Below are 24,043 nucleotides of genomic sequence, written 5' to 3'. Positions count from 1 at the left end.
AGCTCAGCGGGCCACCGCTGAGGGCTACTGCCGCGGCCTTACGGCTGGGGACTCGGTGATCCCCCGCCGGTGGCTCCCGGGGCGGGGGTACCGGTCGGGGTGGGCGCCGGGCCGCCGCGGGCCGCCTCGGCCGCCTTCAGGGCGTCGCCGAGCGCCTTCTGGGCGTTGCCGTAGGCCACCCAGTCGCCGTTCTTGAACGCGGTCTGACTGTCGTTGTACGCCTTCGCCGCGTCGGACAGCGCCTTCTGCAGCTCCGGCGAGATCGTCCCGCCCGGGGCCGGCGTGGCCGGCGCGGTGGGCGTGGGCGTCGCCGGGGACGTCGGGGACGTCGGGGAGGTCGGCGTCGTCGGCGAGGTCGGGGTCGTCCCGCCGCCCGGGCTGGACGGCGCGACCGGCGTGGCCGGCGGGGCCTGCCCGGCGAACAGCTTCGTCAGCGCGGCCTCCAGGGTGTTCTCGAACGCCACGTTGTCGTCCCCGTACACCGCCAGGACCTTCTGCAGCGTCGGGTACTTGGCGCCGCGTCCGCGCACGTACACCGGCTCGACGTTGAGCAGGCCGCCGCCGACCGGCAGGGTCAGCAGGTTGCCGTACTCGAGCTCGGTGTCACCGCCGGTCTTCAGGGCGTAGATCTGCGAGGCCACCTCCTGACGGGAGTTGAACTTCGACTGCACCAGTCCCGGGCCGGGGGCGCCGGACTCGCCGGTCATCTTCAGGACGCGGATCTTCCCGTAGTCGTCGCCCGGGTCCGCGTTGACGGCCATGAACGCCGCCAGGTTGGGACGGCCGTTGGGCACGAAGGTACTGGTCAGCGAGAAGCTCGCGTTGGCGGCGTCCGGCGTGCGCACCGTCACGTAGTACGGCGGCTGGACCTGCTTGGTGTCGCTGGTCGGGTCCACCGGGACCTGCCAGATGTCGCTGCCGTTGAAGAAGGAGTTGGAGTCGGTCACGTGGTACTGGCCGAGCAGGTCGCGCTGCACCTTGAACATGTCCTGCGGATAGCGCAGGTGCGGCAGCAGCGACTGCGGGATGTCCGCCTTGGGCTCGACGGTGCCGGGGAAGGCCTTCATCCAGGTCTTCAGGACCGGGTCCTTCTCGTCCCACTGGTAGAGCTTCACCTCGCCGGTGTAGGCGTCCACCGTGGCCTTGACCGAGTTGCGGATGTAGTTGACCTGGTTGGCGACGGTCAGCAGCTCACCGCGCTGGTTGGTCAGCGAGTCCTTGGTCGCGGCGCCCAGCGTCGTCTTCGAGGAGAACGGGAAGCCGTCCGAGGTGGTGTAGCCGTCCACCACCCACACCACGTGGCCGTTCTGCACCACCGGGTACGGGTCGGCGTCGATCGACAGCCACGGCGCGACCTTCTCCACCCGCTCCTTCGGCGTGCGGTTGTAGATCACCTTGGCGCCGTCGGTGATCGCCCCCGCGTACAGGATCTGCGGCTCGGCGAAGCGCACCGCGTACGCGGCCCGGGTGACCGGGTTGTCCAGCGAGACACCGCTGTCGCCGCCGTACGTGTACTCCACGTTCTGGCCGGTCTTGGTGTCGGTGTAGTCGATCTCCTTGTTCGCGCCGCCGACGATCGAGTACGTCGTCGTCTTCTCGCCGTAGTAGATCCGCTGCTGGTAGTCGCCGAGCGCGCCGGTGGCCGGCAGACCGGACTCGGTGAACACCGGCCCGCCCTTGTCGTCGACCTGGTTGCCCTTGGCGACCGCCGCGCCGTAGCCGTGGGTGTACTTGAAGTGGTCGTTGATCCAGTTGCGCTGCACGCCGTTGAGGTCCAGCTCGCGCAGGCCGATCACGGTGTCCTGCTTGTCCGCGCCGCTGCCGTACCGGTCCACGTCCAGCGTGCTCGGGAAGGCGTAGTAGTTGCGCTGCTGCTCCAGCGACTGGAACGTCTGCGACACGATGTTCGGGTCCAGCAGCCGCACGTCCGCGATGGTCTGCGCGTCCGGCTTGAGCGCGTCACCGTTGGTCGACCCCTGCGGGCTGTACGGCGTGGTCTGCGCGGCCGCGATCCCGTACGCCTGCCGCGTCGCGTCGATGTTCTTCTGGATGTACGGCGTCTCCTTGGCCTGCTCGTTCGGCTTGACCTGGAACTGCTGCACGATCGCCGGGTACAGGCCGCCGATCAGCACCGCCGACAGCACCATCAGCCCCAGCCCGATCAGGGCCGGCGCCCAGGTGCGGCGGATCGGGGTCAGGAAGAACAGCACCGCGCAGATGATCGCGACGAAGAACAGGATGGTCTTGGCCGGCAGGAACGCGTTGGCGTCCACGTAGCGCAGGCCCGTCCAGCCCGAGACGCCCTTGTACGCGCCGGTCTTGACCGCCAGCGCGTACCGGTCCAGCCAGTAGGCGACGGCCTTCAGCAGCACGAACACGCCCAGCAGCACCGCCAGGTGCCCCTGCGCGCCCGCGCTCGCCCGCCGGCCCGGGCCCTGCAGCCGCAGCCCGCCGTACAGGTAGTGCACCAGCGCCGAGGTCAGCAGCGAGACGATCACCGCGCTGAACGCGAAGCCCAGCACGAACTCGTAGAAGGGCAGGTCGAAGGCGTAGAAGGAGACGTCCATGCCGAACTGGGCGTCCTTCTCCCCGAAGGACGTCGCGTTGGTCCACATCAGCCAGGTCCGCCACTGGCCGGACGCCGCGGCACCCGCCACCAGGCCGATCACCAGCGAGATGCCGATCAGCGCCCAGCGCTTGAACGGCGCCAGGCCCGTCCGGTAGCGGTCCAGGCTCTGCTGCTCCACCGACATCGCCGACAGCGGCGGCCGAAGCCGGTGCGCCAGCCAGATGTTGAAGCCGACGATCGCCGCCATCAGCAGGCCGAACACCGCGAACAGCCCGATCTTCGTCCACAGCTGGGTGGTGAAGACCGAGGAGTAGTGGACCGACCTGAACCACAGCCAGTCCGTCCAGAACCCCGCGAACATGACGAACAGCAGGAACAGCACCGCGAGTACGCCCAGGGTCAGCAGGGCGACCCGCGCCCGCCGGGAGGGCGGGCCCACCCTTCGCCGGAAACCCGGCCCTGAGCGTTCCGGCATCTGGAATACCACGGTGGCACCTCAGCTGTGTCGTCTGGATATCGATCGGTCGTCAGAGCAACTTAACCAGGCTTTGGCCGAGTTCCCACCGTTAGCAGACGGTTACGACGGCGCCCCGCCCCCGGCCGTCTCCGCCCACCGTGTCCCGGGGCCGGTCCGCACCACCCGGCCCCCGCCGGACCGCCCGGGCGAGCGCGTCCCGCCCGGCGTGTGAGGATTGAGGCATGTCCGACGCGTCTGATCTCAACAACTCCCCCGACGACGTCTCCAAGCTCCCGGCCGCCTCCCCGCTCACCCGGGCCGCGCTGGAGATCGACGAGTACGCCTCCACCCTCGGCTGGGACCTCCCGGCCCGGCTGTTCGCCCTGGTGGACAGCGCCGCCCTGCGCAAGGCCGACCCCCGGATCGCCAAGCAGCTCGGCCTCGCCGACAGCGACGAGCCCGGCCTGACCCCGGTCGAGCAGGACGAGCTGCCGGCCGGCATGGAGCTCGACAAGTTCCTCGGCACCATCGCCTGGCCCGACGCCGTGGCCGGCTGCGCCCTGGTCGTCGAGCGCCTGATGCTGCCCCCGGGCGCCGAGCAGTCCCGCCCGCGGGGTGCCAGCGACGCCCAGCTCGCCGACTGGGTGGCCAACCACCCCAAGCGCGAGGAGGTGCGGATCACCGCCGCCGTCCTGCGCGACGGCAAGAAGGAGATCGCCCTGCGGCTGCGTTCCAAGGACGTCGCCCGCGAGGTGCTGACCGGCCCGGACCTGGTGCCCGGCCTGACCGACGCGCTGCTGGCGACCTTCTCGTAGGACGGTCGCCGGGGGCCTTCCCCCGAGCGCTACTTGGCGCAGGACGGCAGCGCGGAGGTCTGCCCGGAGCGGACCTGCTCCAGCGACTTCAGCGCGCCGTCCAGCGTGTCCGTCTTGATCAGGGTCAGCCCGGACGGGACGTTCTTGGTCGCCTCGGCGCAGTTCGAGGACGGGGTGAAGAAGTACTGGGCCCCCGCGTCCCGGGCGGCGATCAGCTTCATCGATATCCCGCCGATCGGGCCGACCTTGCCGTCGTCGTCGATGGTGCCGGTGCCCGCGACGAACCGGCCGCCGGTGAGGTCGCCGCCCGGGGTCAGCTTGTCGATGATGCCGAGCGAGAACATCAGGCCGGCGCTCGGGCCACCGACGTCCTGCAGGCCGATGTCGATCTGGAACGGGTAGGTGTGCCGGATCCCGGTGCCGATGCCGACCACCGCGAGCTCGGCCCGCTCGGCCGGCGCCTTCGGGTCGAGGTCCCTGGCCCGGACGGTCGGGACGGTCACGTCCGTCCGGTTCCCCGGGGCGGCGCCGTTGCCGGCGGCGTCCTTGACCCGCGGCACGACGGTGAAGACCACCGACTCGCCCGGCTTGTGCTTGGTGACGACGGCGACCACCTGCTCGACCGAGCCGACCGGCGTCCCGTCGACGGCGACGATCTGGTCGCCCGCGTGCAGCTTGCCCTCGGCCGGCGCTCCGGCGGTGACCGACTTGACGATCAGCTCGCTGCCGACCGGGATGCCCAGCTGCTTGAGCGCCGCGGTGCGGGCACTGTCCTCGGAGGAGGCGAACTCCTCGGCGTTCTGCTGCTTCGCGTCCGCGTCCGTCTGACCCTTCGGGTAGACGTTGTCGTGCGGCACCACCAGCACGTCGTCGCGCAGCCAGCCGACCACCGCGTTGACCAGGCTGGGCTCGTACTTGGCCCCGGTGACCTGGACGGTCGTCATGTTGAGGTGCCCGGTGGTCGGGTAGGAGTCGTGGCCGGCGACGCTGATCACCGGCTTGCCGCCCTGGTTGCCGAGCGTGTTGTACGTCGGCCCCGGGCTCATCTCCGTGTACGGCACCTTCATCAGCACCGAGACGCAGAGCAGTGCTATGAGCAGCAGGGTGGCAGCGAGCATCGTCGCGGAGCGGCGTGGCATGCCTCGACAGTACGGGACGCGGGTGACGCGACGCCCGGCGGGCTACCGGCCGGAACGCTCACCGGGGGCGGCGGCCCCCGCTGTGGTGCGCTCCATGGCGGCCATGAACCGCCGGTGCTCGGCGAGCGAGGCAGGGTCCCCCGTGGCTCTCGGGGCCCGCTGGGCCCAGCCCGCCCAGAGGGCCGCGGCCAGGACGGCGACTACCGGAATGATCAACCAGGCGAGCGCACCCATGTCAGTACTCCCAGCTCGTCGTGTCTATGAGCAGATTAACCACTCCGGCGGACAACGCGGCCGGCGCCGTCCGGGTTACGGGACGGCCGATCGGCTCACTTCCAGGGAGTTATTCGGGGCGCCGCCGCGAACCCGTTCGAGTGAGGCCCCGGCGCGCCTGACCCGACAGACGCGCGGGACATGCGGGCGGTTCCGCGGCGCAAGCCGCTTCGTGGCAGGTGCGAGCGGCTCCACGGCGGGTGCGGCTTCACGGCGAGTGCGACGCCGCGGTGCGGGCGGTCGGCGTCAGCAGCTGCCGGCGCCGACCCACTCCTCCTCGCCGTCGGCGAAGACCTGGTGCTTCCAGATCGGCACCTCGTGCTTGAGGTCGTCGATCAGCCGGCGGGCGGCCGCGAAGGCCTCGCCGCGGTGGGCGCAGGAGACGGCGACGATCACGGCCTTGTCGGTGATCTCCAGCCGGCCGACCCGGTGGACCGCAGCGAGCGCCCGGACCGGGAAGTCGGCGACGACCTTCTCGGCGATCCGGCGCATCTCCTGCTCGGCGTTGGGGTGGCAGCTGTACTCCAGCGCGGCGACCGACTTGCCGCCGTCGTGGTCACGGACCGTCCCGACGAAGACGGTGGTGCCGCCGGCCGCGTCGTCGCCGACCGCCTCGTACACCTCGTCCAGCGAGAGCGGGGTGTCGCGGATGGCGAGCAGGCGGATGGGGTCGTGGTTCTCGGACATGACCCCATGATTCCTCATCCGGACCGGTCGGAGGCAAGTGTCTTCCGCATCACGATGTGGAAATTTCGCATCGTGAGAAAACCGCGCCGATCCGTCGATCGGCACGCCTCAGAAGCGGCGCGCCTCGGACCCGGCACCGCCTCGGACCGGGCACCGCCTCAGAACCGGCGCCGCCTCAGAACCGGCGCCGCTTGCGGGCCCGGCGCACCAGCGCCGCCGTACCGACCAGCGCCACCGTCGCCCCGGCCGCCCCCAGGCTGGTCGCGGCCTCCTTGCCGCCCAACCGGCGCCCCGCCACCGCGTGCTTGCCGGACACCTGGGCCAGCAGCTCGGCCAGCACCTGCTCGTTGGTGTGCGCCGGGCGCCACCCCGCCTCGTGCAGCCGGCTGCCGGACACCACCCACGGGTACATCGTGTACGCCAGGTCCCCGGCCGGCGCCGGGGTCAGGCCCAGCCGGTGCAGCCGCGCGGCCGTCCCGAGCGCCAGCGCGGCCGGCAGCTCCATCCGCCGGATCCCCGACAGCCGCTCCACGTCCTCCTGCTCCAGCCAGCCGTCGCAGCCGACCGTCACCTCGCCCTCGACCAGGCCCAGCGCCGCGTACTCCAGCGCCGCCGCCAGGTCGTCCGCGTGGCAGAACTGCCAGCACGGGCGGGAGCCGGCCACCACCAGCAGCCGGGGCGCCTCGAAGTGCCGGGTCAGCACGGTGTCCACACCGGGGCCCACCACCACGGCCGGGCGCAGCACCGTCACCTGCAGCCCGGGGTGGGCGCGCGGCGCGCGGCGGGCCAGCCGCTCGATCTCCAGCAGGTCCCCGACCAGCGAGGCCTCCTCGGTCGCCCGCAGCTCGGAGTCCTCGGCCAGCGGCACCTCGTTGTCGGCCAGCGCGCCGTAGACCATCGCCGAGGTGCACAGCACCACCCGCTGCACCCCGGCGGCCGCGGCCGCGGTCAGCACCGTCTGGGCGCCGCGCACGTTGTAGGCGCTGCGGGCCCGCGGGTCGGACTCCATGCCGAAGTCCATCGCGAGGTGCACCACCACGTCGACCCCGACCAGCCGCTCGGCCACCGCCGGGTCCCGTACGTCCAGCACCCGCCACTGCACGCCCGGGACCTCGCCGCGCCGGTCGTCGACCGCCAGGACCTTCTTCACGTGCGGGGAGGCCACCAGTCGCGCCGCGACCCGCTCCCCCAGCACACCCGCGGCGCCCGTCACCGCCACGGTCAGCGGCCGTCCGCCGTAGGCTGGAGGCGGCGACGCCGTGGTGTCCGACGCCTCCTCTCCTCCGGTCAGCCCAGAGCGAACGTCCGAGGGCGGGGAACTCACCGGCCATCCTCCACGGTTAGCTTATGTGCGTACGGACGTGTGTCACGTACGTCCATCCTGCCCGAGGCGAAGGCCCGGCGGTGCACCCGGCGCGGACCTGCCGCGCGGGAGCCGCCCCCGAGTCCCCCACTCCGCCACCGCCCCGGGCGCAGACTTTTCCGCCACACCCGCATGACGGCCGACCGGATCGAGGACCCCGTGAGCGACCTTCCCTTCGGATTCGGCGTTCCGCCCGAGGAGCCCGAGGACGGCAAGGCCAAGCCCGACGACGCGCAGAAGAAGGACCAGGACCAGTCCGCCTCCGGCCCGCAGCAGTTCGGCTTCGGGGGCGGCAACCCCTTCGGCGCGATGTTCGGGATGCCCGGTGCCCCGGGCGGCCCCGGCGGCGCCGACAACCCCTTCGCCGCGATGTTCGGCGGCATGAACCCCGGCGACCTCGGCGCCGCGTTCCAGCAGCTCGGGCAGATGCTCTCGTTCGAGGGCGGCCCGGTGAACTGGGACCTCGCCAAGAACATCGCCCGCCAGAGCGTCGTCGCCGAGCCCGCCGAGGGCAAGAGCAAGGACCGCTCGGTCAGCGCCGCCGAGCGCTCCGCCGTCGCCGAGGCCGTCCGCCTGGCCGACCTGTGGCTCGACGGCGCCACCGAGTTCCCCTCCGGCGCCGGCACCGCCGTCGCCTGGAGCCGCGCCGAGTGGATCGAGGCCACTCTCCCGGTCTGGAAGGACCTGGTCGACCCGGTCGCCGAGCGCGTCGGCAACGCCATGGGCGGCATCCTGCCCGAGGAGATGCAGGCCATGGCCGGCCCGCTGATGGGCATGATGCGCTCCATGGGCGGCGCCATGTTCGGCACCCAGATCGGCCAGGCCCTCGGCGCGCTCGCCGCCGAGGTGGTCGGCTCCGCCGACGTCGGCCTGCCGCTCGCCCCGGCCGGCCAGGCCGCGCTGCTGCCGCAGAACGTCGCCGAGTTCGGCGAGGGCCTGAGCGTGCCCGCCGACGAGGTCCGCCTCTACCTCGCCCTGCGCGAGGCCGCCCACCAGCGACTCTTCGCCCATGTGCCGTGGCTGCGCGCCCACCTGCTGGGCGCCGTCGAGGCCTACGCGCGCGGCATCAAGGTCGACACCTCCCGCATGGAGGAGCTCGTCGGCCAGCTCGACCCGAGCAACCCCGAGGCGCTCCAGGACGCGCTCGCCGGCGGCCTGCTCCAGCCCGAGGACACCCCCGAGCAGAAGGCCGCGCTCGCCCGCCTGGAGACCGCGCTCGCGCTGGTCGAGGGCTGGGTCGACGCCGTCGTGCACGCCGCCGCCGAACCGCACCTGCCGCAGGCCGGCGCGCTGCGCGAGACCGTCCGCCGGCGCCGCGCGGCCGGCGGGCCCGCCGAGCAGACCTTCGCCACCCTGGTCGGCCTGGAGCTGCGCCCGCGCCGCCTGCGGGACGCCTCCCGGCTGTGGGCGCTGCTCGCCGACGCCCGCGGCGTCGAGGGCCGCGACGCGCTCTGGGAGCACCCGGACATGCTGCCCACCGCCGCCGACCTCGACGACCCGGACGCCTTCGTGCACCGGGGCACCGCGGACGGCCTGGAGGGCGGGCTCGACTTCGACGCGATCGACAGGCTGCTCGGCGAGGCCGCGGCCGGCAAGCCCGACCTCACCAAGGGCCCCGACCTCGGCAAGGACGACGACCTCTCCGAGGACGACGGCAAGCCGAAGACCGACGGCACCGACACCGACGGGAAGGGCGAGCCCACCGCATGACGGACCCCGGAACGTCCGCGTCCCCCTTGCACGCGGACGCCGTCCGCACGCTGTCCGCGTGGCGCCCCGCCGAGGAGGACCAGGAGCGGCTGCGGCTCGACTACCTGGCGCACCTGGCCGCGCAGCCCGAGGGCATGTACCGGTCCTGCCTGCCCGCGCACATCACCGCGAGCGCGGCCGTCGTCGACCCGGCCGCCGGGCGGGTGCTGCTCACCCTGCACCCCAAGGTCGGCATGTGGCTGCAGATGGGCGGGCACTGCGAGCCCGCCGACCGCGACCTCGCCTCGGCCGCGCTGCGCGAGGCCGTCGAGGAGTCCGGCATCCCCGACCTGGTCCTGCTGGAGGCGGACGGCGCCCCGGTCCCGGCCAAGCTGGACCGGCACGTGGTCCGCTGCACCGGCAAGGACCGGCCGGAGAACACCCACCTCGACGTCCAGTTCATCGCGGTGGCCCCGGCCGGCGCGCAGGCGCTGATCAGCGAGGAGTCGCTGGACCTGCGCTGGTTCGACTACGACGGGCTGCCGGAGCTCACCGACCACTCGGTGCGCGATCTGGTGGCCCGGGCGCGGCAGCTGACCGGCTGAGGTGCGACAGCGGAAGGGGGCGCGGGCCGATACGGCCCGCGCCCCCTTCTTGTCGTCCTCCGGTCGGCTTCCGCCGCCCCCCGGGGCGCGTCAGCCGCAGGAGGTGGCCGGGTCGGACCCCTGGTCGGCGTGCCGGGCACCGGGGATGTGCGGCAGCCGGGCCGCCGAGACCACGCCCTCCAGGTAGCCGCGGGCCCGCTCGGTCCGGGGGTAGGCCTCCAGCAGGGCCCAGAACGCCGGACCGTGGTCCGGCACCAGCAGGTGCGCCAGCTCGTGCAGCAGCACGTAGTCCAGCACGTACTCCGGCATGCCCTGGAGACGGTGGGAGAGGCGGATCGTGCCCTCGCTCGGGGTGCAGGAGCCCCAGCGCGAGTTCTGGTTGGTGACCCAGCGGACCTGGCGGGGATGGGCGCGGGCCTCCAGGTAGGCGGCCGACAGCTCACGGGCCCGGGTCATCAGGGCCCCGTCCCCGGGGATCCGCCGGGACTCCTGGGCGGCGAGCTTCTCCAGCATCTGCGCGACCCAGCGCTGCTCCTCGGCGTGCGACATCCGGGCCGGGATCAGCACCACGGTGCGGTCGCCCTCGCGGTAGGCGGAGACCGTACGACTGCGGCGGGCGCTGCGCCGCACCTCGACCCGGCTGCGGTCGAGCGCCTCCGGGGAGACCGCCCCGACGGGCGGATGCGGCGGCGCCGACCTCGGCTGCTGCTCCGGGTGCAGCTGGTCCGGGTGCAGCTGGTCCGGGCGGCCGCGCGTGTTCGGCGTCGCGATCTGCGACCCGGACGCTGCACGGGCACGCCGACGCGACGCCGGTGGATGGGAGTCCCGCTCGGCTGCCATGGCACACGACGTTACCCGGTGGCACGGACAGAAGTCCGCTGCCATGGCCGGAATCTTTCATGGAGTGATCGGGAACGAAATGTCGACGGCGGGTGTCCGGAAACCGACGCCGGGGAGGATGGCCGGTTATCCACAGGGCGTGCGAACCGCTGGTCCGATCATGTGCACGGACCTGTGGAAAACCTTCGACGCCCCGTCGGCCCGATGGGGCATGCTGCGGTCAGCCGTCCGGAAACGATCGGGAGGAAGATCGCCGTGCGCCTCGCACTGAAGCCCGCCCTGTCCCGCAGTTGGCGGGACTCCGAGACCCTGCAGTTCGGCACCGTCACCCGCCACGCGGGGGTGCTCGGCAATGCCGACCCGACCCTGTGCGAGTTCCTCGGGCTGCTCGACGGCACGCGCGACCGGCCCGAACTCCTGGCGGCCGGCGAGCGGATCGGCCTCGGCCGCGAGCCGACCGACACCCTGCTGACCGAGCTGGCGGAGACCGGGCTGCTGGACGACGCGGAGGCCGCCGACCGGACACTGGCCCGCTTCCCCCAGCCGCACCGGGAGCTGCTCGGGCCCGACCTCGCCTCGCTCTCCCTGGTCCACTCCGGCCCGGGCGCCGCACCGGCGATCCTGGCCCGACGGGCCGACGCGCGGATCGAGGTACGCGGCGCGGGCCGGGTCGGTGCCGCCGTGGCGGCGGTGCTCGCCGCCGGCGGCACGGGCACGGTCACCGTCGTGGACGGCGGCCGGGTCACGCCGGGCGACTGCTCCCCGGCGGGGCTGCCGCCCGGGGACGTCGGGCGGCTGCGCTCGACGGCGGCCCGGGAGGCGGTGCAGCGCGCCGCGGGCCGTCCGCCGGCTCCGGCACCGCGCCGCGGGCCCGGCGACCCGCCACCGGACTTCGTGGTCCTCGCGCCCCGGGACGGCAGCGCCGCCTTCGCGGGCGGGACGTACGAGGCCCGGCTGCTGCTCCGGGCCGGGGTGCCGCACCTGTACGTGGGCGTGGTCGAGGAGTTCGGCGTCGTCGGGCCGCTGGTGATCCCCGGGATGTCGGCGTGCGGGCACTGCCTGGTGCTGCGCAGGGAGGACGAGGACGCGGCCTGGCCTCGGGTCCTGGCCCAGCTGGCCCACGAGGGCCCGGGCCGCGCCCGTACGCCGGCCTGCGACACGGCCCTGGCCACGGCGGTCGCCGGACTGGCCGCGCTGCAGGTGCAGGTGTACCTGGACGGTGGCCGGCCGCCGAGTGTGGACGGGTGGTGCGAGGTGTCGGCGGGTGACGGGATGGCCCGGCGGCTGCGGCTGCGGGGGCACCCGGACTGCGGGTGCCTGTGGCAACCGCTGCCACCGGGCTGAGGGGCCGCCGGGCTGAGGGGTCGAGGGGCCGAGTCACAGCGCCGAAGAACGCCGAAGAGCGCCGGAGGCCGGCACCCCGCAGGGTGCCGGCCTTCCCGGTGCACGCGCCGACCGGACTCCGTCCGACCGGGACTCAGGCGGCGACCACCGCCTCCTCGGTGTTCTCCTCGGCCCCGGCCTCCGCCTTCCGGTCCCGCATCACCAGCGTGGCCACCAGCGCCGCCGCCAGCACACCGATCGCGCTGACCGTGAAGGTGGTCGTCATCGCCCCGGTGAAGGCCTCCCGGGCGGTCCGGACGAGCCCGGAGTCCCCGTTGGCGATCGCCAGCGCCCCGGCGATGGAGTGCTTCGCCTGCTCCGGCGTCCCGGCCGGCATCCCGTTCGCGAAGCCGCTCGACAGCAGCGAGCCCAGGATCGCGATGCCGAGCGCGGTGCCCGCCTGCTGGATGGTGTCGTTCAGCGCCGAGCCGACGCCGGCCTGCTCCGCCGGGATCGTCCCCATCAGCGCGCCCACCGCGGCCGGCATCGCCAGGCCCGCCCCGAGGCCGAGCAGGCCGAGCGCCACCGACGGGACGGCGAAGCCGGTGTCGGCCGAGACGGTGGTCAGCAGCGCGAACGAGGAGGCCATGACGAGCATCCCGGCGAGGATCAGCAGCCGGTTGCCGAACTTCGCCGCGAACTTGGCGCCGAACCCGTTGCCGAGCAGTGCCGCGACGGCCAGCGGCAGGAACGCGAGGCCCGCCTTGACCGGCGAGTACCCGAGCACGAACTGGAGGTACTGGGTGAGCACCAGCAGCAGCCCGCCGTTGCCGATCTGGACCAGGGTCAGCGACAGCGAACCCCCGCTGAAGTTGCGGGCCTTGAAGAGCGCCAGCGGCACCATCGGCGCGGCGGTGACGTTCTCCCACACCACGAACCCGACGAGCGCGGCCACCGCGACGACCAGGGTGACCAGCGCCCGGCCTGCGAACGCGCCGTGCTGCGGGATCTCGATGATCCACCAGATCAGGGCGGTCATGCCGACGGCCGACAGCACCGCGCCCAGCGGGTCGGGCTTCTGCCACGGCCCCTTGGACTCCGGCATCAGCAGCAGGCCCGCCAGGATCGCCAGCGCCACCACCGGGACGTTGATGAAGAAGATCGAGTGCCACGAGAAGTGGGCGATCAGCACGCCGCCGAGCACCGGGCTGCCGACCAGCCCCAGCATCGAGACCGAACCCCAGGCGGCCATCGCCTTGTTGCGCTCGTCCCCGTCGAAGACGGTGATGAGGATCGACAGCGTCGAGGGCATGATCAGCGCGCCGCCGACGCCCATCGCGATCCGGGCGACGATGACCTCGGCAGGGCTGGCGCAGAAGGTCGCGGCGAGCGAGGCCGCTCCGAAGAGCAGCAATCCGATGATCATGACCTTCCGGCGGCCGAAGCGGTCGCCGAGGCTGCCGGAGGTGAGCAGCAGGCCGGCGAAGACCAGGACGTAGGAGTCGAGGATCCACTGGGTGTCCTGGGCACTCGCGCCGAGGTCGGTGGTCATCGAGGGGACCGCGACGGTCAGGGCCATGCTGTCGATCACCAGCACGAGCGAGCTCAGGCAGAGCACGATCAGGATCCACCAGCGGTGCGGGTTGCGGCCCCCGGCCTCGGTCACGTTGTCGGCTGACATCAGCTTCCCCTCCCCAATCGCGCACACCGTTCCTTCGGTGCGCACTGCGTTCCGTCGATGCGAACACTGTACGCATGGCGGAACAGTGTGCGCAACCACTGACTCCTGTACGCTCGATGCGAACGGTGTACGCAGCACGTAGGAGGAGGAGCAGCCCATGGCCGCCCGAACGAACCCGATCCCGTCCGTGTGGGCCCGCCAACAGCGCGAGCCCGACCAGCCCGCCCTCAGCCGGGCCTCGATCGTGCGCGAGGCGATCACCATGCTGGACGCCGACGGCACCGAGGCCCTGAGCATGCGCAAGCTCGCCACCCGCCTCAACGCGGGCGCCACCTCCCTCTACCGGCACGTCGCGACCAAGGACGAGCTGATGGAACTCGCGGTGGACGAGGTCTTCGGCGAGATGGCCCTGCCGCCCGCCGACAGCCCCGACTGGCGGGCCGCCGCCACCGAGGCCGCCGAGGCCTTCCGGACGACGGCCCTGCGCCACCCCTGGCTGTCCTCCGTGCTGGGCCAGGCCGGCCTCGCCTACCTCGGCCCCAACCTGGCGTCCTACGGCGAGCGGCTGACCGCCTTCTTCGCCGCCGTCGGTTTCCCCGAGCCGGTCCGGGCGATCGACACGCTCATCTCCTACGTCGTCGGGATGAGCACGACCGAGGCGGCCTGGCTCACCACCGTCGCCCGCTCCGGGGAGAGCGAGGCCGACTTCATCGCCCGCCTGATGCCCGCCGCCCAGCAGGCCAGCGCCGACTACGCCCATCTCGCCGACGCCTACGCGGCCGCCGCCGCGCTCACCGACCCGGCCGAGGTCCGCAACGCCAAGTTCGCCTACGGCCTGGAGGTCGTCCTGGACGGCCTCGCCCTGCGCCTGCCCCGCTGACCCCGGCCGCCCCTCGGCCTGCCCGGCCCACCCCGGCCGACCCCGGCCGACCGGACCAAGCCGCCCAACTCCCCGCAAAGGGACGGCGCTCCCCGCCCCACCTCGCGGAATTCCGGCGGGCGCGGCGCGGGGAGCGGGCACAATGGCGTAGTGATGGTCGGCCGTCCGGTGTCGGGGGGCCAGGGATTGGAGGCCAGGGGTGAGCGATCTTCCGCGCAAGGCAGTGACCCGCACGGCACGGCTCGCCGCCCTGCCGCTGGGGATAGCCGGTCGCGCCACGCTCGGCCTGGGCAGGCGGATCGGCGGCCGCTCCGCCGAGGTGGTCACCGCCGAGCTGCAACAGGCCACCGCCGACCAGCTGTTCAAGGTCCTCGGCGAGCTCAAGGGCGGGGCGATGAAGTTCGGGCAGGTGCTGTCCGTCTTCGAGGCCGCACTGCCGGAGGAGGTCGCCGGTCCGTACCGGGCGGCGCTCACCAAGCTGCAGGACGCCGCTCCCCCGATGCCCGCCGCCAAGGTGCACACCGCGCTCGCCCAGCGGCTCGGGGACGACTGGCGCGAGCTGTTCCGGGAGTTCGACGACCGGCCCGCGGCCGCGGCCTCGATCGGCCAGGTGCACCGGGCGGTCTGGCACGACGGCCGCCGGGTCGCGGTCAAGGTGCAGTACCCGGGCGCGGGCGACGCGCTGCTCGCGGACCTGTCGCAGCTGAGCCGGGTGGCCTGGCTGCTGGGCCCGCTGATCCCGGGGCTGGACATCAAGCCGCTGATCGCCGAACTGCGCGAGCGGGTCTCGGAGGAGCTGGACTACGAGCTGGAGTCGCAGGCCCAGCGCCGGCACGCCGAGGAGTTCGCCGGCGACCCGGACATCGTGGTGCCGGGCGTGGTGGCGCAGGCCGACCAGGTGCTGGTCACCGAGTGGATGGACGGCACCCCGCTGGCCGAGGTGATCGCGCGCGGCACCCAGGAGGAGCGCGACCGCGCCGGGCAGCTGCTGGCCCGGTTCCTGTTCGCCGGCCCGTCCCGGACCGGCCTGCTGCACGCGGACCCGCACCCGGGCAACTTCCGGCTGCTGAAGGACGACGGCCCGGTGTCCGGCTGGCGGCTGGGCGTGCTGGACTTCGGCACGGTGGACCGGCTGCCGGGCGGCCTGCCCGCGCCGATCGGGGCCTCGCTGCGGATGGCGCTGGACGGGGACGCGGCGGGCGTCCTGAAGATGCTGCGCGAGGAGGGCTTCGTGAAGCCCTCGATCCGGCTGGACGCGGACGCGGTGCTGGACTACCTGCTGCCGATCATCGAGCCGGCCGCGGTGGAGAACTTCCACTTCACCCGGGCGTGGATGCGTGCCCAGGCGGCCCGGATCGCCGATCCGCGCTCGCCCGCCTACAACCTGGGCAAGCAGCTCAACCTGCCGCCCGCCTACCTGCTGATCCACCGGGTGACGCTGAGCACCATCGGTGTGCTTTGCCAGCTGGGCGCCAAGGCGCCGTTCCGCGCGGAGATGCTGGAGTGGCTGCCCGAGTTCGCCGACCGGGCGGTCCGGCCGCGACGGCCGCAGCGACCGGAGAAGACGGAAAAGCCGCTGGTTCCGGAGAAGCCGAAGGCCCGCAAGAGCACCGGCTCCCCCCGCGTCCCGAAGAGCTGACGGAACGCGCCGGCCCCGCCGCCGGCCCCAACGGCCGCAGGCCGCTCCCCACCTTCGGGGAGCGGCCTGCGGCACGACGGGGGTCAAGCGAAAGGGCCCGAGGGCCCGCTGGCACTACATCAGCGCCACGGCGAGGGCCTTGCGGGCCCGCAGCGAGGCCCGCTCGGCCCGCTGCCTGAGCTTGTGGGCCCGGACGACCCGGCTGACGAGCCGTTGGTTCTCGGCCTCGTGGAGCCTGTCTTGCATATGGGCTCGGGCCAGGGATTCGTGGAGGAGTTGCATTTCGAGGATCCTGTTCTGGGTCTGACGTTCGGTGGCCTGCTCGGCGCGGGCGGTGGGATCGACGGCGGCGGGGTTCATGTCGTGGTCCTGCTCGGGGTGCGTGCTCGGGAACGGGGTACGGGCTGCGGCGTCGGCCTTGGCGGCGGCGATCCGCACGGATCGGCGGAGGGCGCTGTCCAGCGGGGGCTGCTCTCCCCGGCGGACGACCCTGGCCTGGTCGGCGGGGTTCACGCCATGACCTCGGTCTTGCGCGGGCGGCCACGCGGCCGCTTGCGGGCCACGACGACACCCTGGACGAACAGCTCGCCGCCCCAGACGCCCCACGGCTCACGCCGCTCGAGGGCGCCGGTCAGGCAGGAGTCCTTCACCGGGCAGGTCCCACAGAGGGACTTCGCGTACTCGACGTCGGCGGGCGTCTCGGCGAAGAAGACCTCGGGGTCGAAGGCGCGGCAGGGGATGGGGAGACCGAGCGCTTCGGCCTGCTCGATCGAGGTGATCTGCATGGAAAGAACCTCCGGGGGGTCGGCCTGGTCGGCCTTGGTGATCTGGCTTGTCGGCGGTACGGACGGGGTGGGCGGTGTGATGACCGTGGACACTGTGGCGTCTTCCTCGTCTTCTCAGTGGTTCCGGCCCAGTCGACTGGTGGTGCTGGGCCGGAGGCCCCGGAGGGCCTGGGTGGTCTTGCGTACCGGACAAAACAGAAGGGCCGCGGATCCCGGTGGTGACGGGTTCCGCGGCCCTGGAGGTGCCGACCTGAGGCTGACTCAGGTTCGTTCTCTCCAGGGTTCAGGCCCGCGGAAGGCCCGCATCCGGATGGCCTTGGCGCCGTTGAAGGCGGCCATGGCCTGGTTGATCTGCTGCTCGTTCTGCTTCTGGGGGTTTCCGGCACCGATGACCTGCGCATAGCCGCCATGCAGGGCGGCGGCTACGGCTGCCTTCGGTGCCTGGGTCGGTCGCTCATCGCGCGGGGAGCGCGACGTGCCGACCGGCGCCCAGTCACGGGACAGACCGGTCTCGACGACGGCGCCTTCGATGCTCCTGCTGCCCGTGAGGCACAGATCAGTGTGTCCGAGACCACTGACAGCGGAGATGACGGAGACACCGGTGGTGTCGAGACCCAGACCGGTTCCACCGAGCTCGGCGAGCGCCCGCAGACGGGCGGCACGCAGGGAGGCAGCGACAACGGTCTGGCCAGTCATTTTGGTGATCATGATGTTTCCCACTGTGCTCGCCTCCTCTCGGCGTCTCGCGGAGCCAGGTTTCCCCGGCTCCGAATGTTCGGATGTCTGTCTCGGTAAAGCAGTGAAGCAGTGAAGCTGTGGGTGCAGGGGAACCGGCACAGGTGTCACCCCGTGCGATCGCGTCCCCTTGACCGCCCCGGCAGGCTATTGCGCTCCCGGTACGCCGCGCAAACTATTTTTCGCGGTGAGTTCCACGGCGCGCTCCGCAGCCGGTTTCGAAGTCCCCCGAGCAGTCCCCTGGACTGCGCCCGTGCCGGCTCACGCCGGATCGACCGAACCGTCGTCCTCGACGCCGTCCGGATCCTCCTCGGGCTCCTCCCCCGCACACAACGAGAGCACGGCGGCCCCGTACTTGTCCAGCTTCATCGCGCCGACCCCCGAGATCGAGGCCAGTTCCCCGCGGCTGGCGGGCACGTCCTCGGCGATCGCCATCAGCGTCGCGTCGGTGAACACCACGTAGGCCGGGGCGCCCTGCTCCTTGGCCTGCCGGGCCCGCCACTCGCGCAGCCGCTCGTAGAGCCCCTCGTCCATCGTGGACGGGCAGCTCTCGCAGCGGCGCAGCTTGCGTTCGACGGCCTCGGTGAGCACCCGGTCGCAGACCCGGCACGTGACCGGTCCGCGGACCCGCCGGGCGGCGGAGCGCTCGCCGGGCTCGACGCCCCCGCGACCGCCACGCGCGCCGGTCCGCGCGCCGGGTGCGGAGGAGCCCGGCCGCAACCCGTCGAGGAAGCGGCTGGGCTTGCGGCTGGCCCGGCCGCCCGGGGAGCGGGAGAGGGCCCAGGAGAGGCTGAGGTGCTTGCGGGCGCGGGTGACGCCGACGTAGAGCAGACGGCGTTCCTCCTCGACCTGCTCGTCGGTCTTGGCATAGATGATCGGCAGGGTGCCCTCGGTGAGGCCGACGAGGAAGACGGCGTCCCACTCGAGGCCCTTGGCGGCGTGCAGGGAGGCGAGGGTGACGCCCTCGACGGCGGGGGCGTGCTGGGCGGCGGCGCGGGCGTCGAGTTCGGTGACGTAGGCGGCGAGGTCGGTGCCCTGGCCGGCGGCGGTGCGGGTGCGCTCGAACTCCTCGGCGAGGCGGACGAGGGCGGCGAGGGACTCCCAGCGGTCGCGGACGGCGCCGGAGCCGGCCGGGGGCTCGGGGGTGAAGCCGCGGGTCGCGAGGACGGCGCGGACCTGTCCGGCGAGGTCGGGGGCGCCGTCGGTGAGCGGGTCGGAGGCGGCGCGGGCGGCGCCGCGCAGCAGGACTCCGGCGTCGCGGACCTCGGGGCGCTCGAAGAACCGTTCGGCGCCCTTGAGCTGGTAGGGGACGCCGAGGTCGGCGAGGGCCTGCTCGTAGACCTCGGACTGGCCGTTGGTGCGGAAGAGGACGGCGATCTCGCTGGCGCGCACGCCGGTGGCCAGGAGGTCCTTGATCCGGCGGGCGGTGGTCTCGGCCTCGGTGGGTTCGTCCTCGTACTCGGTGTAGACGGGTTCGGGGCCGGCTTCGCGCTGGGAGACGAGTTCGAGGCGGTGGCGGGCGGCTTCGCCGCGGGCCTGGGCGAGCAGTCCGTTGGCGAGGTGGACCACCTGCGGGGTGGAGCGGTAGTCGCGGACGAGTTTGACGACCGTGGCCTCGGGGTGGCGGCCGCGGAAGTTCAGCAGGTAGTCGGGGGTGGCGCCGGTGAAGGAGTAGATGGTCTGGCTGGCGTCGCCGACGACGCAGAGGCTGGCGCCGCCGTCGGGGCCGGTCCACTGGTCGAGCAGGCGCTGCTGGAGCGGGGAGACGTCCTGGTACTCGTCGACGGTGAAGTGCCGGTACTGGGAGCGGACCTGGTCGGCGATGTCCGGGCGGTCCTCCAGGATGGCGGCGGTGAGGAGCAGGACGTCCTCGAAGTCGATGTTGCCGCGGCGGCTCTTGGTCTCCTCGTAGACGCGGTAGACCTGGGCGGTCTCGGCCGGGTCGCGGGGGGCTTCGCGGCCGGACTTGGCGACGGCGACGGGGTAGTCCTCGGGGCTGATCTGGGTGACCTTGGCCCATTCGATCTCGGCGGTGAGGTCGCGCAGTTCGGTGCGCTGGACGCGCAGGCCGCAGCGGCCGGCGGCCTCGGCGACGAGCTGGACCTTGCGCTCGAGGAGCTGGGGGACCGGGCCGCCGACGGCGCGGGGCCAGAAGTACTGGAGCTGGCGCAGGGCGGCGGCGTGGAAGGTGCGGGCCTGGACGCCCTCGGCGCCGAGCTGGCGCAGGCGGCCGCGCATCTCGCCGGCGGCGCGGGCGGTGAAGGTGACGGCGAGGACCTGCTGGGGGTGGTAGACGCCGCTGCGCACGCCGTACGCGATGCGGTGCGTGATGGCGCGGGTCTTGCCCGTGCCGGCGCCGGCGAGGACGCAGACCGGGCCCTGCAGGGCGGTGGCGACGGCGCGCTGCTCGGGGTCGAGCCCGGCGAGCACGGCGTCGGGGCCCGTCGCGGCGCCGGGGTCGGCCCAGGGGGAGCCGTGGGGGGCGTCGTACGGGCTGCCGCTCAAGAGGTCTTCCTGCATGCGTTCCATCTTCTCAGCCCGGTGGGACAACGGGGGCGGGGTTGTCCACAGGCCAGGTGTGATCGCAGGATGATCACTCCGCAGTGCGGTCGATGGCGGTCCGGAATGCCCGTCGTCCGGTGAACGTTCCCTCCGGAGACCGTACGCACCTCTCTTTCGAAGGAGCCCCCTCGATGTCCGGCACCGTGACGATGTACAGCACGACCTGGTGTGGGTACTGCAACCGACTCAAGAGCCAGCTGGACCGTGAAGGCATCGGCTACACCGAGATCAACATCGAGGAGGACCCGGCCTCGGCGTCCTTCGTCGAGTCCGTGAACAACGGCAACCAGACGGTGCCGACGGTGCTGGTGACGCCGGTGGGCGGCGGCGAGCGGGTCGTGATGACCAACCCGAGCCTGTTGCAGGTCAAGAAGGCCCTGGCGGCCTGATCCGGCCGGGTCGCCCGGGCCGGCGCGCGTCACGTCGCGTCGGCCCGGGCGGGGTCGACGGGCGCGGCGGGCGCGGGCAGGGTGGTGCGCGCGCCGAGGTCGCCGACGCCGTAGACGAGCCGGCTGCGGTCGGCCGAGTAGCGGGTCTCGATGACCCGGACGGGCCCGCGCCGGTCGTAGGTGACGCGGGTCTGCACCACGAGCGGCACGCCGGGGCCGCCCTGGAACCACTGGGCCTCCTCGGGGCCGGGCATCCGGGCGACGAGGTGGTCGACGGCACCGATCTCGGTGCGTCCGAGGGTGGCGAGCACAGCCTCGTCGCCGCCCTCGACGGGGTCGGGTTCCATCAGCGGGGTGCCGGCGGCCAGGCCGGCCCGGTAGTGGCTCTCCTCGATGGAGTACGGCTCGCGGTCGAGCAGCCGCAGCTGGCGGCGGACCACGATGGCCTCGCCGGGGCGCAGTCCGAGCCGTTCGGCGATGTCGACCCGGGCCCGGACGATCATCATCTCGAAGTCGGTGCTGAGTTCGCGCCCGGCTTCGGCGGCCTCGCCGAGGTAGACGTCGGAGGGCCCGGCCAGGCAGTCGCGCGGCGCGGGGGCCGGCGTGGGTCCGTAGGCGTGGTGGTCCAGGACCGGGTGTTCGCGCAGGTAGGTGCCCTTGCCCTGGAGCCGGACCAGCCGGCCCTCGTTGACCAGGACGTCGACGGCGAGGCGGACGGTGTTGCGGGCGACGCCGTACTGGCGCTCCAGTTCGCTCTCGACCGGCAGGGCGGCCTCGGCGGTGAACTCGCCCTCGGCGATCCGACGGCGCAGGTCGGCGGCGAGGCGCTGGTATTTGGGGGATTGGGCGGTGCCCCGGGGGATTGTCACCCGAGTGAATGTAGCGAGCGCGGTGACACGGTTTCAGCCGTTTCCGGCAATGTCGTCCGTGCGGGTTGACGACGGGGATCCGCAGGCGCCTTCCGGTAGCAGACCTGGCCCGTCCGGATACGAACATCCGGTTGTGAGGAATCCGGAAAGGGATCGGAAAGAAAAAAGGGGGCGCGCGGCATTGGCCGCACGCCCCCTTTTCGTACGGAATTACCAGCGCGCCGCCGACGGCAGCGGCTCGCCGTACCAGAGCTCGACCAGGTGCCGCGCGATCGAGATTCCGGACGGTGGCAGGATCTCGCCCGCCTCCATCCCGGCCCGCAGCTCCTCGCGGGAGAACCAGCGCGCCTCGGCCAGCTCCTCGCCGTCCACGGTGATCTCGGTGCCGCCCGGCAGCGCCTTGCCCGTGAAGCCGAGCATCAGGCTGGACGGGAACGGCCACGGCTGGCTGGCGACGTAGTGCACCTCGCCGACCTGCACACCCGCCTCCTCGTGCACCTCGCGGGCCACCGCCTGCTCGATGGACTCCCCCGGCTCGACGAAGCCGGCCAGGGTCGACCAGCGGCCCTCCGGCCACAGCGCCTGACGGCCGAGCAGGCAGCGGTCCTCCTCGTCGGTGATCACCATGATCACCGCCGGGTCGGTGCGCGGGTAGTGCTCGGCCGCGCAGGAGGTGCAGCGCCGCACGTGCCCGGCGCCGGCCTTCTCGGTCGGGTGCCCGCAGCGCGAGCAGAAGCTGTGCAGCCGGTGCCAGTGCTCCAGCGCGACGGCGTGCACCAGCAGCCCGGCGTCGCGGTCGGACAGCAGCCCGCCGACCTCGCGCAGCCCGGCCGGACGGGCGTCGCCGTCCAGGCGCCCGGGCAGGCTCTCGCCGGCCAGCGCGAAGTACGAGACGCCGTCCCGGTCGGTGCCGAGGAAGTACCGGTCGCCGCCCTGCGGCGCCTCGAAGGAGGGCAGCAGCACCAGTTCGGTGCCCTGCGCGGTGTCGACGACGAACGCCTCGCCGCCGGCGATCGGCAGCACCCGGGTGTTCGGGTGGCTCCAGGCCGCCGCCAGCCAGGGCTCGTCGAACCGGTGCTCGGCCGCCCGGTCCACCCCGGCCCGGGCCAGTACCAGGTGCAGCGGGCGCTCGGTCTCAGGCACGGTGCTCACGTCGTTCCATCCCCACGTGGTGAATCATCCGAATGAGTGATCTGACAGCCTCGGTACGCGGCCCCTCGCTCACGCGCCGGGCCGGAAGCTCTCGGCCAGGTCGCCCCACAGGTACGCGGCCGTCTCCACACCCTTGGCCAGCAGGTCGAGTTCGACCTTCTCGTTGACCGAGTGCCAGCCGTCCGAGGGCACCGAGATGCCGAGGAACAGCACCGGCGCGCCCAGCACGTCCTGCAGGTCGGCGGCGGGGCCGGAACCGCCCTCGCGGGTGAAGAGGATCTTCTGCCCGAAGGCCCGCCCCATCGCGCGGACGGTGGACTGCAGCGCCGGGTGGTCCAGCGGGGTCAGGCAGGGCCGGGTCGCGCCCGGGAAGACCAGCTCGTACCGGACGCCCTCGGGCACCCGCTCGGCCACCCAGGCCCGCACCGCCTCGCGGACCTTCTCCACCTCCTGCCCGGCGACCAGCCGGAAGGACAGCTTGAGGTGCGCCGACGCGGGGACGATGGTCTTGCCGCCGGGGCCGGTGTAGCCGCCCCAGATCCCGTTGACCTCGGCGGTCGGGCGGGCCCAGATCCGCTCCAGGGTGGAGTAGCCGGCCTCGCCGCGGGTGCCGGACGACTTGGCGACCTCCAGCCACTGCTCCTCGTCGAACGGCAGCTCGGCGAACAGCTCGCGCTCGCGGTCGGTCAGCTCGATCACGCCGTCGTAGAAGCCCGGGACCGCCACCTTGCGGTCGGCGTCGTGCAGGGCGGCGGCCAGCTCGGCCGCGACCTGGGCGGGGTTGGGGACGGCGCCGCCGAAGGAACCGGAGTGGATGTCGGTGTCCGGCCCGTACAGGTCGATCTGGGCGTCGGCGAGGCCGCGCATGCCGGTGCAGACGGTCGGCGTGGACGCGGACCACATGCCGGTGTCGGAGATGACGACCACGTCGGCGGCCAGCCGGTCGGCCTCGCGGCGGACCAGGTCGGCGAAGTTCGGCGAACCGGACTCCTCTTCACCCTCGATCAGCAGCTTGAGGTTGACGGCCGGCGCGGTGCGGCCGGTCGCGGCCAGGTGGGCCCGCACGCCCAGGGTGTGGAAGAACACCTGGCCCTTGTCGTCGGCGGCGCCGCGCGCGTACAGCCGGTCGCCGACCACGGTCGGGGTGAACGGCTCGGTGTCCCAGCCGTCCTCCTGGGCGGCGGGCTGCACGTCGTGGTGCCCGTAGACCAGGACGGTCGGCGCGGACGCGTCCCCGGAGGGCCACTCGGCGAACACCGCCGGCAGGCCGTCGGTCTCCCACACCTCGGCGACCGGGAAGCCGGTGTCGCGCAGCTTGCCGACCAGCCACTCGGCGGAGCGCCGCACGTCGCCGGCCCGGGCCGGGTCGGCGGAGACCGACGGGATGGCCAGCCACGCGGAGAGGTCTTCGAGGAAGGCGGCCTGGTGCCGGTCGATGTAGGAGCGGACGACGCTGTCCGGGGTACTCGTCATACCGACGACTGTAGTTCGCCCGTGCGGGTGCCCGCCCCGGCCCTCCGGCTCAGGGGCGTTCCCGGGGCTGTAACCTCCGTCACCCCCGCCGCGCACGGGCGCGGACGGGGGTGACGGA

21 protein-coding genes are annotated in these 24,043 nt (G+C 73.0%); 7 read left to right on the top strand and 14 right to left on the bottom strand.

Features of this window, described 5'->3' with window-relative positions; genetic code table 11:
- Positions 1-38 precede the first annotated feature (38 nt).
- Complete coding sequence (locus ACZ52R_RS35135) at positions 39-3,044, bottom strand: UPF0182 family membrane protein (RefSeq protein ID WP_465661417.1); 3,006 nt, start codon at positions 3,042-3,044, stop codon at positions 39-41.
- A 224-nt stretch (positions 3,045-3,268) separates the two neighbouring features.
- Between ACZ52R_RS35135 and ACZ52R_RS35130 the strand changes: the two genes are divergently transcribed.
- The gene (locus ACZ52R_RS35130; RefSeq protein ID WP_360505625.1) at positions 3,269-3,841 is read left to right on the top strand and encodes a PPA1309 family protein; all 573 of its coding nucleotides are present in this window, start codon (positions 3,269-3,271) and stop codon (positions 3,839-3,841) included.
- A gap of 29 nt (positions 3,842-3,870) precedes the next feature.
- On the opposite strand, the gene ACZ52R_RS35125 is transcribed toward ACZ52R_RS35130, so the two are convergent.
- From ACZ52R_RS35125 to ACZ52R_RS35110, 4 genes are all read right to left on the bottom strand, one after another.
- Entirely contained in the window at positions 3,871-4,980 is a 1,110-nt protein-coding gene (locus ACZ52R_RS35125; RefSeq protein ID WP_360505622.1) for a YlbL family protein, read from the bottom strand.
- A 42-nt stretch (positions 4,981-5,022) separates the two neighbouring features.
- Entirely contained in the window at positions 5,023-5,214 is a 192-nt protein-coding gene (locus ACZ52R_RS35120) for a hypothetical protein (protein ID WP_360505619.1), read from the bottom strand.
- Positions 5,215-5,499: 285 nt separating this feature from the next.
- Entirely contained in the window at positions 5,500-5,940 is a 441-nt protein-coding gene (locus tag ACZ52R_RS35115) for a molybdenum cofactor biosynthesis protein MoaE (protein WP_360505616.1), read from the bottom strand.
- A 175-nt stretch (positions 5,941-6,115) separates the two neighbouring features.
- Complete coding sequence (locus ACZ52R_RS35110; RefSeq protein ID WP_396287760.1) at positions 6,116-7,264, bottom strand: NAD-dependent epimerase/dehydratase family protein; 1,149 nt, start codon at positions 7,262-7,264, stop codon at positions 6,116-6,118.
- 198 nt (positions 7,265-7,462) lie between these two features.
- On the opposite strand from ACZ52R_RS35110, the gene ACZ52R_RS35105 reads away from it, so the two are divergent.
- Positions 7,463-9,013 carry a zinc-dependent metalloprotease gene (locus tag ACZ52R_RS35105; protein ID WP_465617508.1) on the top strand — a complete coding sequence of 517 codons (1,551 nt, stop codon included), beginning with the start codon at positions 7,463-7,465 and terminating at the stop codon, positions 9,011-9,013.
- Positions 9,010-9,597 (top strand): NUDIX hydrolase, encoded by a 588-nt coding sequence (locus ACZ52R_RS35100; protein ID WP_465617506.1) that lies wholly within the window; start codon positions 9,010-9,012, stop codon positions 9,595-9,597. Before ACZ52R_RS35105 ends, ACZ52R_RS35100 begins: the two co-directional genes overlap by 4 nt.
- 90 nt (positions 9,598-9,687) lie before the next feature.
- Here the strand turns inward: ACZ52R_RS35100 and ACZ52R_RS35095 are convergent, their stop codons facing one another.
- The gene (locus ACZ52R_RS35095; RefSeq protein ID WP_465754817.1) at positions 9,688-10,437 is read right to left on the bottom strand and encodes a M48 metallopeptidase family protein; all 750 of its coding nucleotides are present in this window, start codon (positions 10,435-10,437) and stop codon (positions 9,688-9,690) included.
- Between the two features lie 255 nt (positions 10,438-10,692).
- On the opposite strand from ACZ52R_RS35095, the gene ACZ52R_RS35090 reads away from it, so the two are divergent.
- On the top strand, positions 10,693-11,781 hold the full coding sequence (locus ACZ52R_RS35090) for a TOMM precursor leader peptide-binding protein (RefSeq protein WP_465617502.1): 1,089 nt from the start codon (positions 10,693-10,695) through the stop codon (positions 11,779-11,781).
- Positions 11,782-11,914: 133 nt separating this feature from the next.
- On the opposite strand, the gene ACZ52R_RS35085 is transcribed toward ACZ52R_RS35090, so the two are convergent.
- Positions 11,915-13,441 (bottom strand): MFS transporter, encoded by a 1,527-nt coding sequence (locus tag ACZ52R_RS35085; protein ID WP_465617501.1) that lies wholly within the window; start codon positions 13,439-13,441, stop codon positions 11,915-11,917.
- Between the two features lie 157 nt (positions 13,442-13,598).
- On the opposite strand from ACZ52R_RS35085, the gene ACZ52R_RS35080 reads away from it, so the two are divergent.
- Together ACZ52R_RS35080 and ACZ52R_RS35075 are read left to right on the top strand one after the other, a co-directional pair.
- Complete coding sequence (locus ACZ52R_RS35080) at positions 13,599-14,321, top strand: TetR/AcrR family transcriptional regulator (RefSeq protein WP_465617499.1); 723 nt, start codon at positions 13,599-13,601, stop codon at positions 14,319-14,321.
- A gap of 199 nt (positions 14,322-14,520) precedes the next feature.
- The gene (locus ACZ52R_RS35075; protein ID WP_465754816.1) at positions 14,521-15,960 is read left to right on the top strand and encodes an ABC1 kinase family protein; all 1,440 of its coding nucleotides are present in this window, start codon (positions 14,521-14,523) and stop codon (positions 15,958-15,960) included.
- Between the two features lie 114 nt (positions 15,961-16,074).
- Here the strand turns inward: ACZ52R_RS35075 and ACZ52R_RS35070 are convergent, their stop codons facing one another.
- The 4 genes from ACZ52R_RS35070 to ACZ52R_RS35055 form a co-directional block, all read right to left on the bottom strand.
- A complete protein-coding gene (locus tag ACZ52R_RS35070; RefSeq protein ID WP_465617495.1) occupies positions 16,075-16,473 on the bottom strand; it encodes a hypothetical protein in 399 nt (132 codons plus the stop codon).
- On the bottom strand, positions 16,470-16,838 hold the full coding sequence (locus ACZ52R_RS35065; RefSeq protein WP_396287762.1) for a WhiB family transcriptional regulator: 369 nt from the start codon (positions 16,836-16,838) through the stop codon (positions 16,470-16,472). Before ACZ52R_RS35065 ends, ACZ52R_RS35070 begins: the two co-directional genes overlap by 4 nt.
- A 168-nt stretch (positions 16,839-17,006) precedes the next feature.
- A complete protein-coding gene (locus ACZ52R_RS35060) occupies positions 17,007-17,453 on the bottom strand; it encodes a hypothetical protein (protein WP_360500058.1) in 447 nt (148 codons plus the stop codon).
- A gap of 288 nt (positions 17,454-17,741) precedes the next feature.
- Positions 17,742-20,009 carry an ATP-dependent DNA helicase UvrD2 gene (locus ACZ52R_RS35055; protein WP_465617492.1) on the bottom strand — a complete coding sequence of 756 codons (2,268 nt, stop codon included), beginning with the start codon at positions 20,007-20,009 and terminating at the stop codon, positions 17,742-17,744.
- A gap of 164 nt (positions 20,010-20,173) precedes the next feature.
- On the opposite strand from ACZ52R_RS35055, the gene ACZ52R_RS35050 reads away from it, so the two are divergent.
- Positions 20,174-20,431 carry a mycoredoxin gene (locus ACZ52R_RS35050; protein WP_030236313.1) on the top strand — a complete coding sequence of 86 codons (258 nt, stop codon included), beginning with the start codon at positions 20,174-20,176 and terminating at the stop codon, positions 20,429-20,431.
- Between the two features lie 29 nt (positions 20,432-20,460).
- On the opposite strand, the gene ACZ52R_RS35045 is transcribed toward ACZ52R_RS35050, so the two are convergent.
- The 3 genes from ACZ52R_RS35045 to ACZ52R_RS35035 form a co-directional block, all read right to left on the bottom strand.
- Positions 20,461-21,300, bottom strand: a complete 840-nt coding sequence (locus ACZ52R_RS35045) for a GntR family transcriptional regulator (protein WP_465754815.1) — start codon at positions 21,298-21,300, stop codon at positions 20,461-20,463.
- Between the two features lie 210 nt (positions 21,301-21,510).
- Entirely contained in the window at positions 21,511-22,452 is a 942-nt protein-coding gene (nudC, locus tag ACZ52R_RS35040) for an NAD(+) diphosphatase (RefSeq protein ID WP_465617487.1), read from the bottom strand.
- A gap of 69 nt (positions 22,453-22,521) precedes the next feature.
- Positions 22,522-23,925, bottom strand: coding sequence for a dipeptidase (locus tag ACZ52R_RS35035; RefSeq protein ID WP_465754814.1), 1,404 nt, complete (start codon positions 23,923-23,925; stop codon positions 22,522-22,524).
- Positions 23,926-24,043 lie beyond the last annotated feature (118 nt).

The organism is Kitasatospora sp. NPDC034023 (assembly GCF_055575795.1).
The sequence above is the reverse complement of the archived record's forward strand: the minus strand, read 5'-3'. Positions and strand labels throughout refer to the sequence as shown.

Coding starts and splice junctions, on each gene's coding strand:
- ACZ52R_RS35080 (WP_465617499.1), top strand. CDS start 13,599: ATGGCCGCCCGAACGAACCCGATCCCGTCCGTGTGGGCCCGCCAACAG.
- ACZ52R_RS35060 (WP_360500058.1), bottom strand. CDS start 17,453: ATGATCACCAAAATGACTGGCCAGACCGTTGTCGCTGCCTCCCTGCGT.
- ACZ52R_RS35050 (WP_030236313.1), top strand. CDS start 20,174: ATGTCCGGCACCGTGACGATGTACAGCACGACCTGGTGTGGGTACTGC.
- ACZ52R_RS35115 (WP_360505616.1), bottom strand. CDS start 5,940: ATGTCCGAGAACCACGACCCCATCCGCCTGCTCGCCATCCGCGACACC.
- ACZ52R_RS35055 (WP_465617492.1), bottom strand. CDS start 20,009: ATGGAACGCATGCAGGAAGACCTCTTGAGCGGCAGCCCGTACGACGCC.
- ACZ52R_RS35085 (WP_465617501.1), bottom strand. CDS start 13,441: ATGTCAGCCGACAACGTGACCGAGGCCGGGGGCCGCAACCCGCACCGC.
- ACZ52R_RS35135 (WP_465661417.1), bottom strand. CDS start 3,044: ATGCCGGAACGCTCAGGGCCGGGTTTCCGGCGAAGGGTGGGCCCGCCC.
- ACZ52R_RS35125 (WP_360505622.1), bottom strand. CDS start 4,980: ATGCCACGCCGCTCCGCGACGATGCTCGCTGCCACCCTGCTGCTCATA.
- ACZ52R_RS35100 (WP_465617506.1), top strand. CDS start 9,010: ATGACGGACCCCGGAACGTCCGCGTCCCCCTTGCACGCGGACGCCGTC.
- ACZ52R_RS35095 (WP_465754817.1), bottom strand. CDS start 10,437: ATGGCAGCCGAGCGGGACTCCCATCCACCGGCGTCGCGTCGGCGTGCC.
- ACZ52R_RS35035 (WP_465754814.1), bottom strand. CDS start 23,925: ATGACGAGTACCCCGGACAGCGTCGTCCGCTCCTACATCGACCGGCAC.
- ACZ52R_RS35130 (WP_360505625.1), top strand. CDS start 3,269: ATGTCCGACGCGTCTGATCTCAACAACTCCCCCGACGACGTCTCCAAG.
- ACZ52R_RS35120 (WP_360505619.1), bottom strand. CDS start 5,214: ATGGGTGCGCTCGCCTGGTTGATCATTCCGGTAGTCGCCGTCCTGGCC.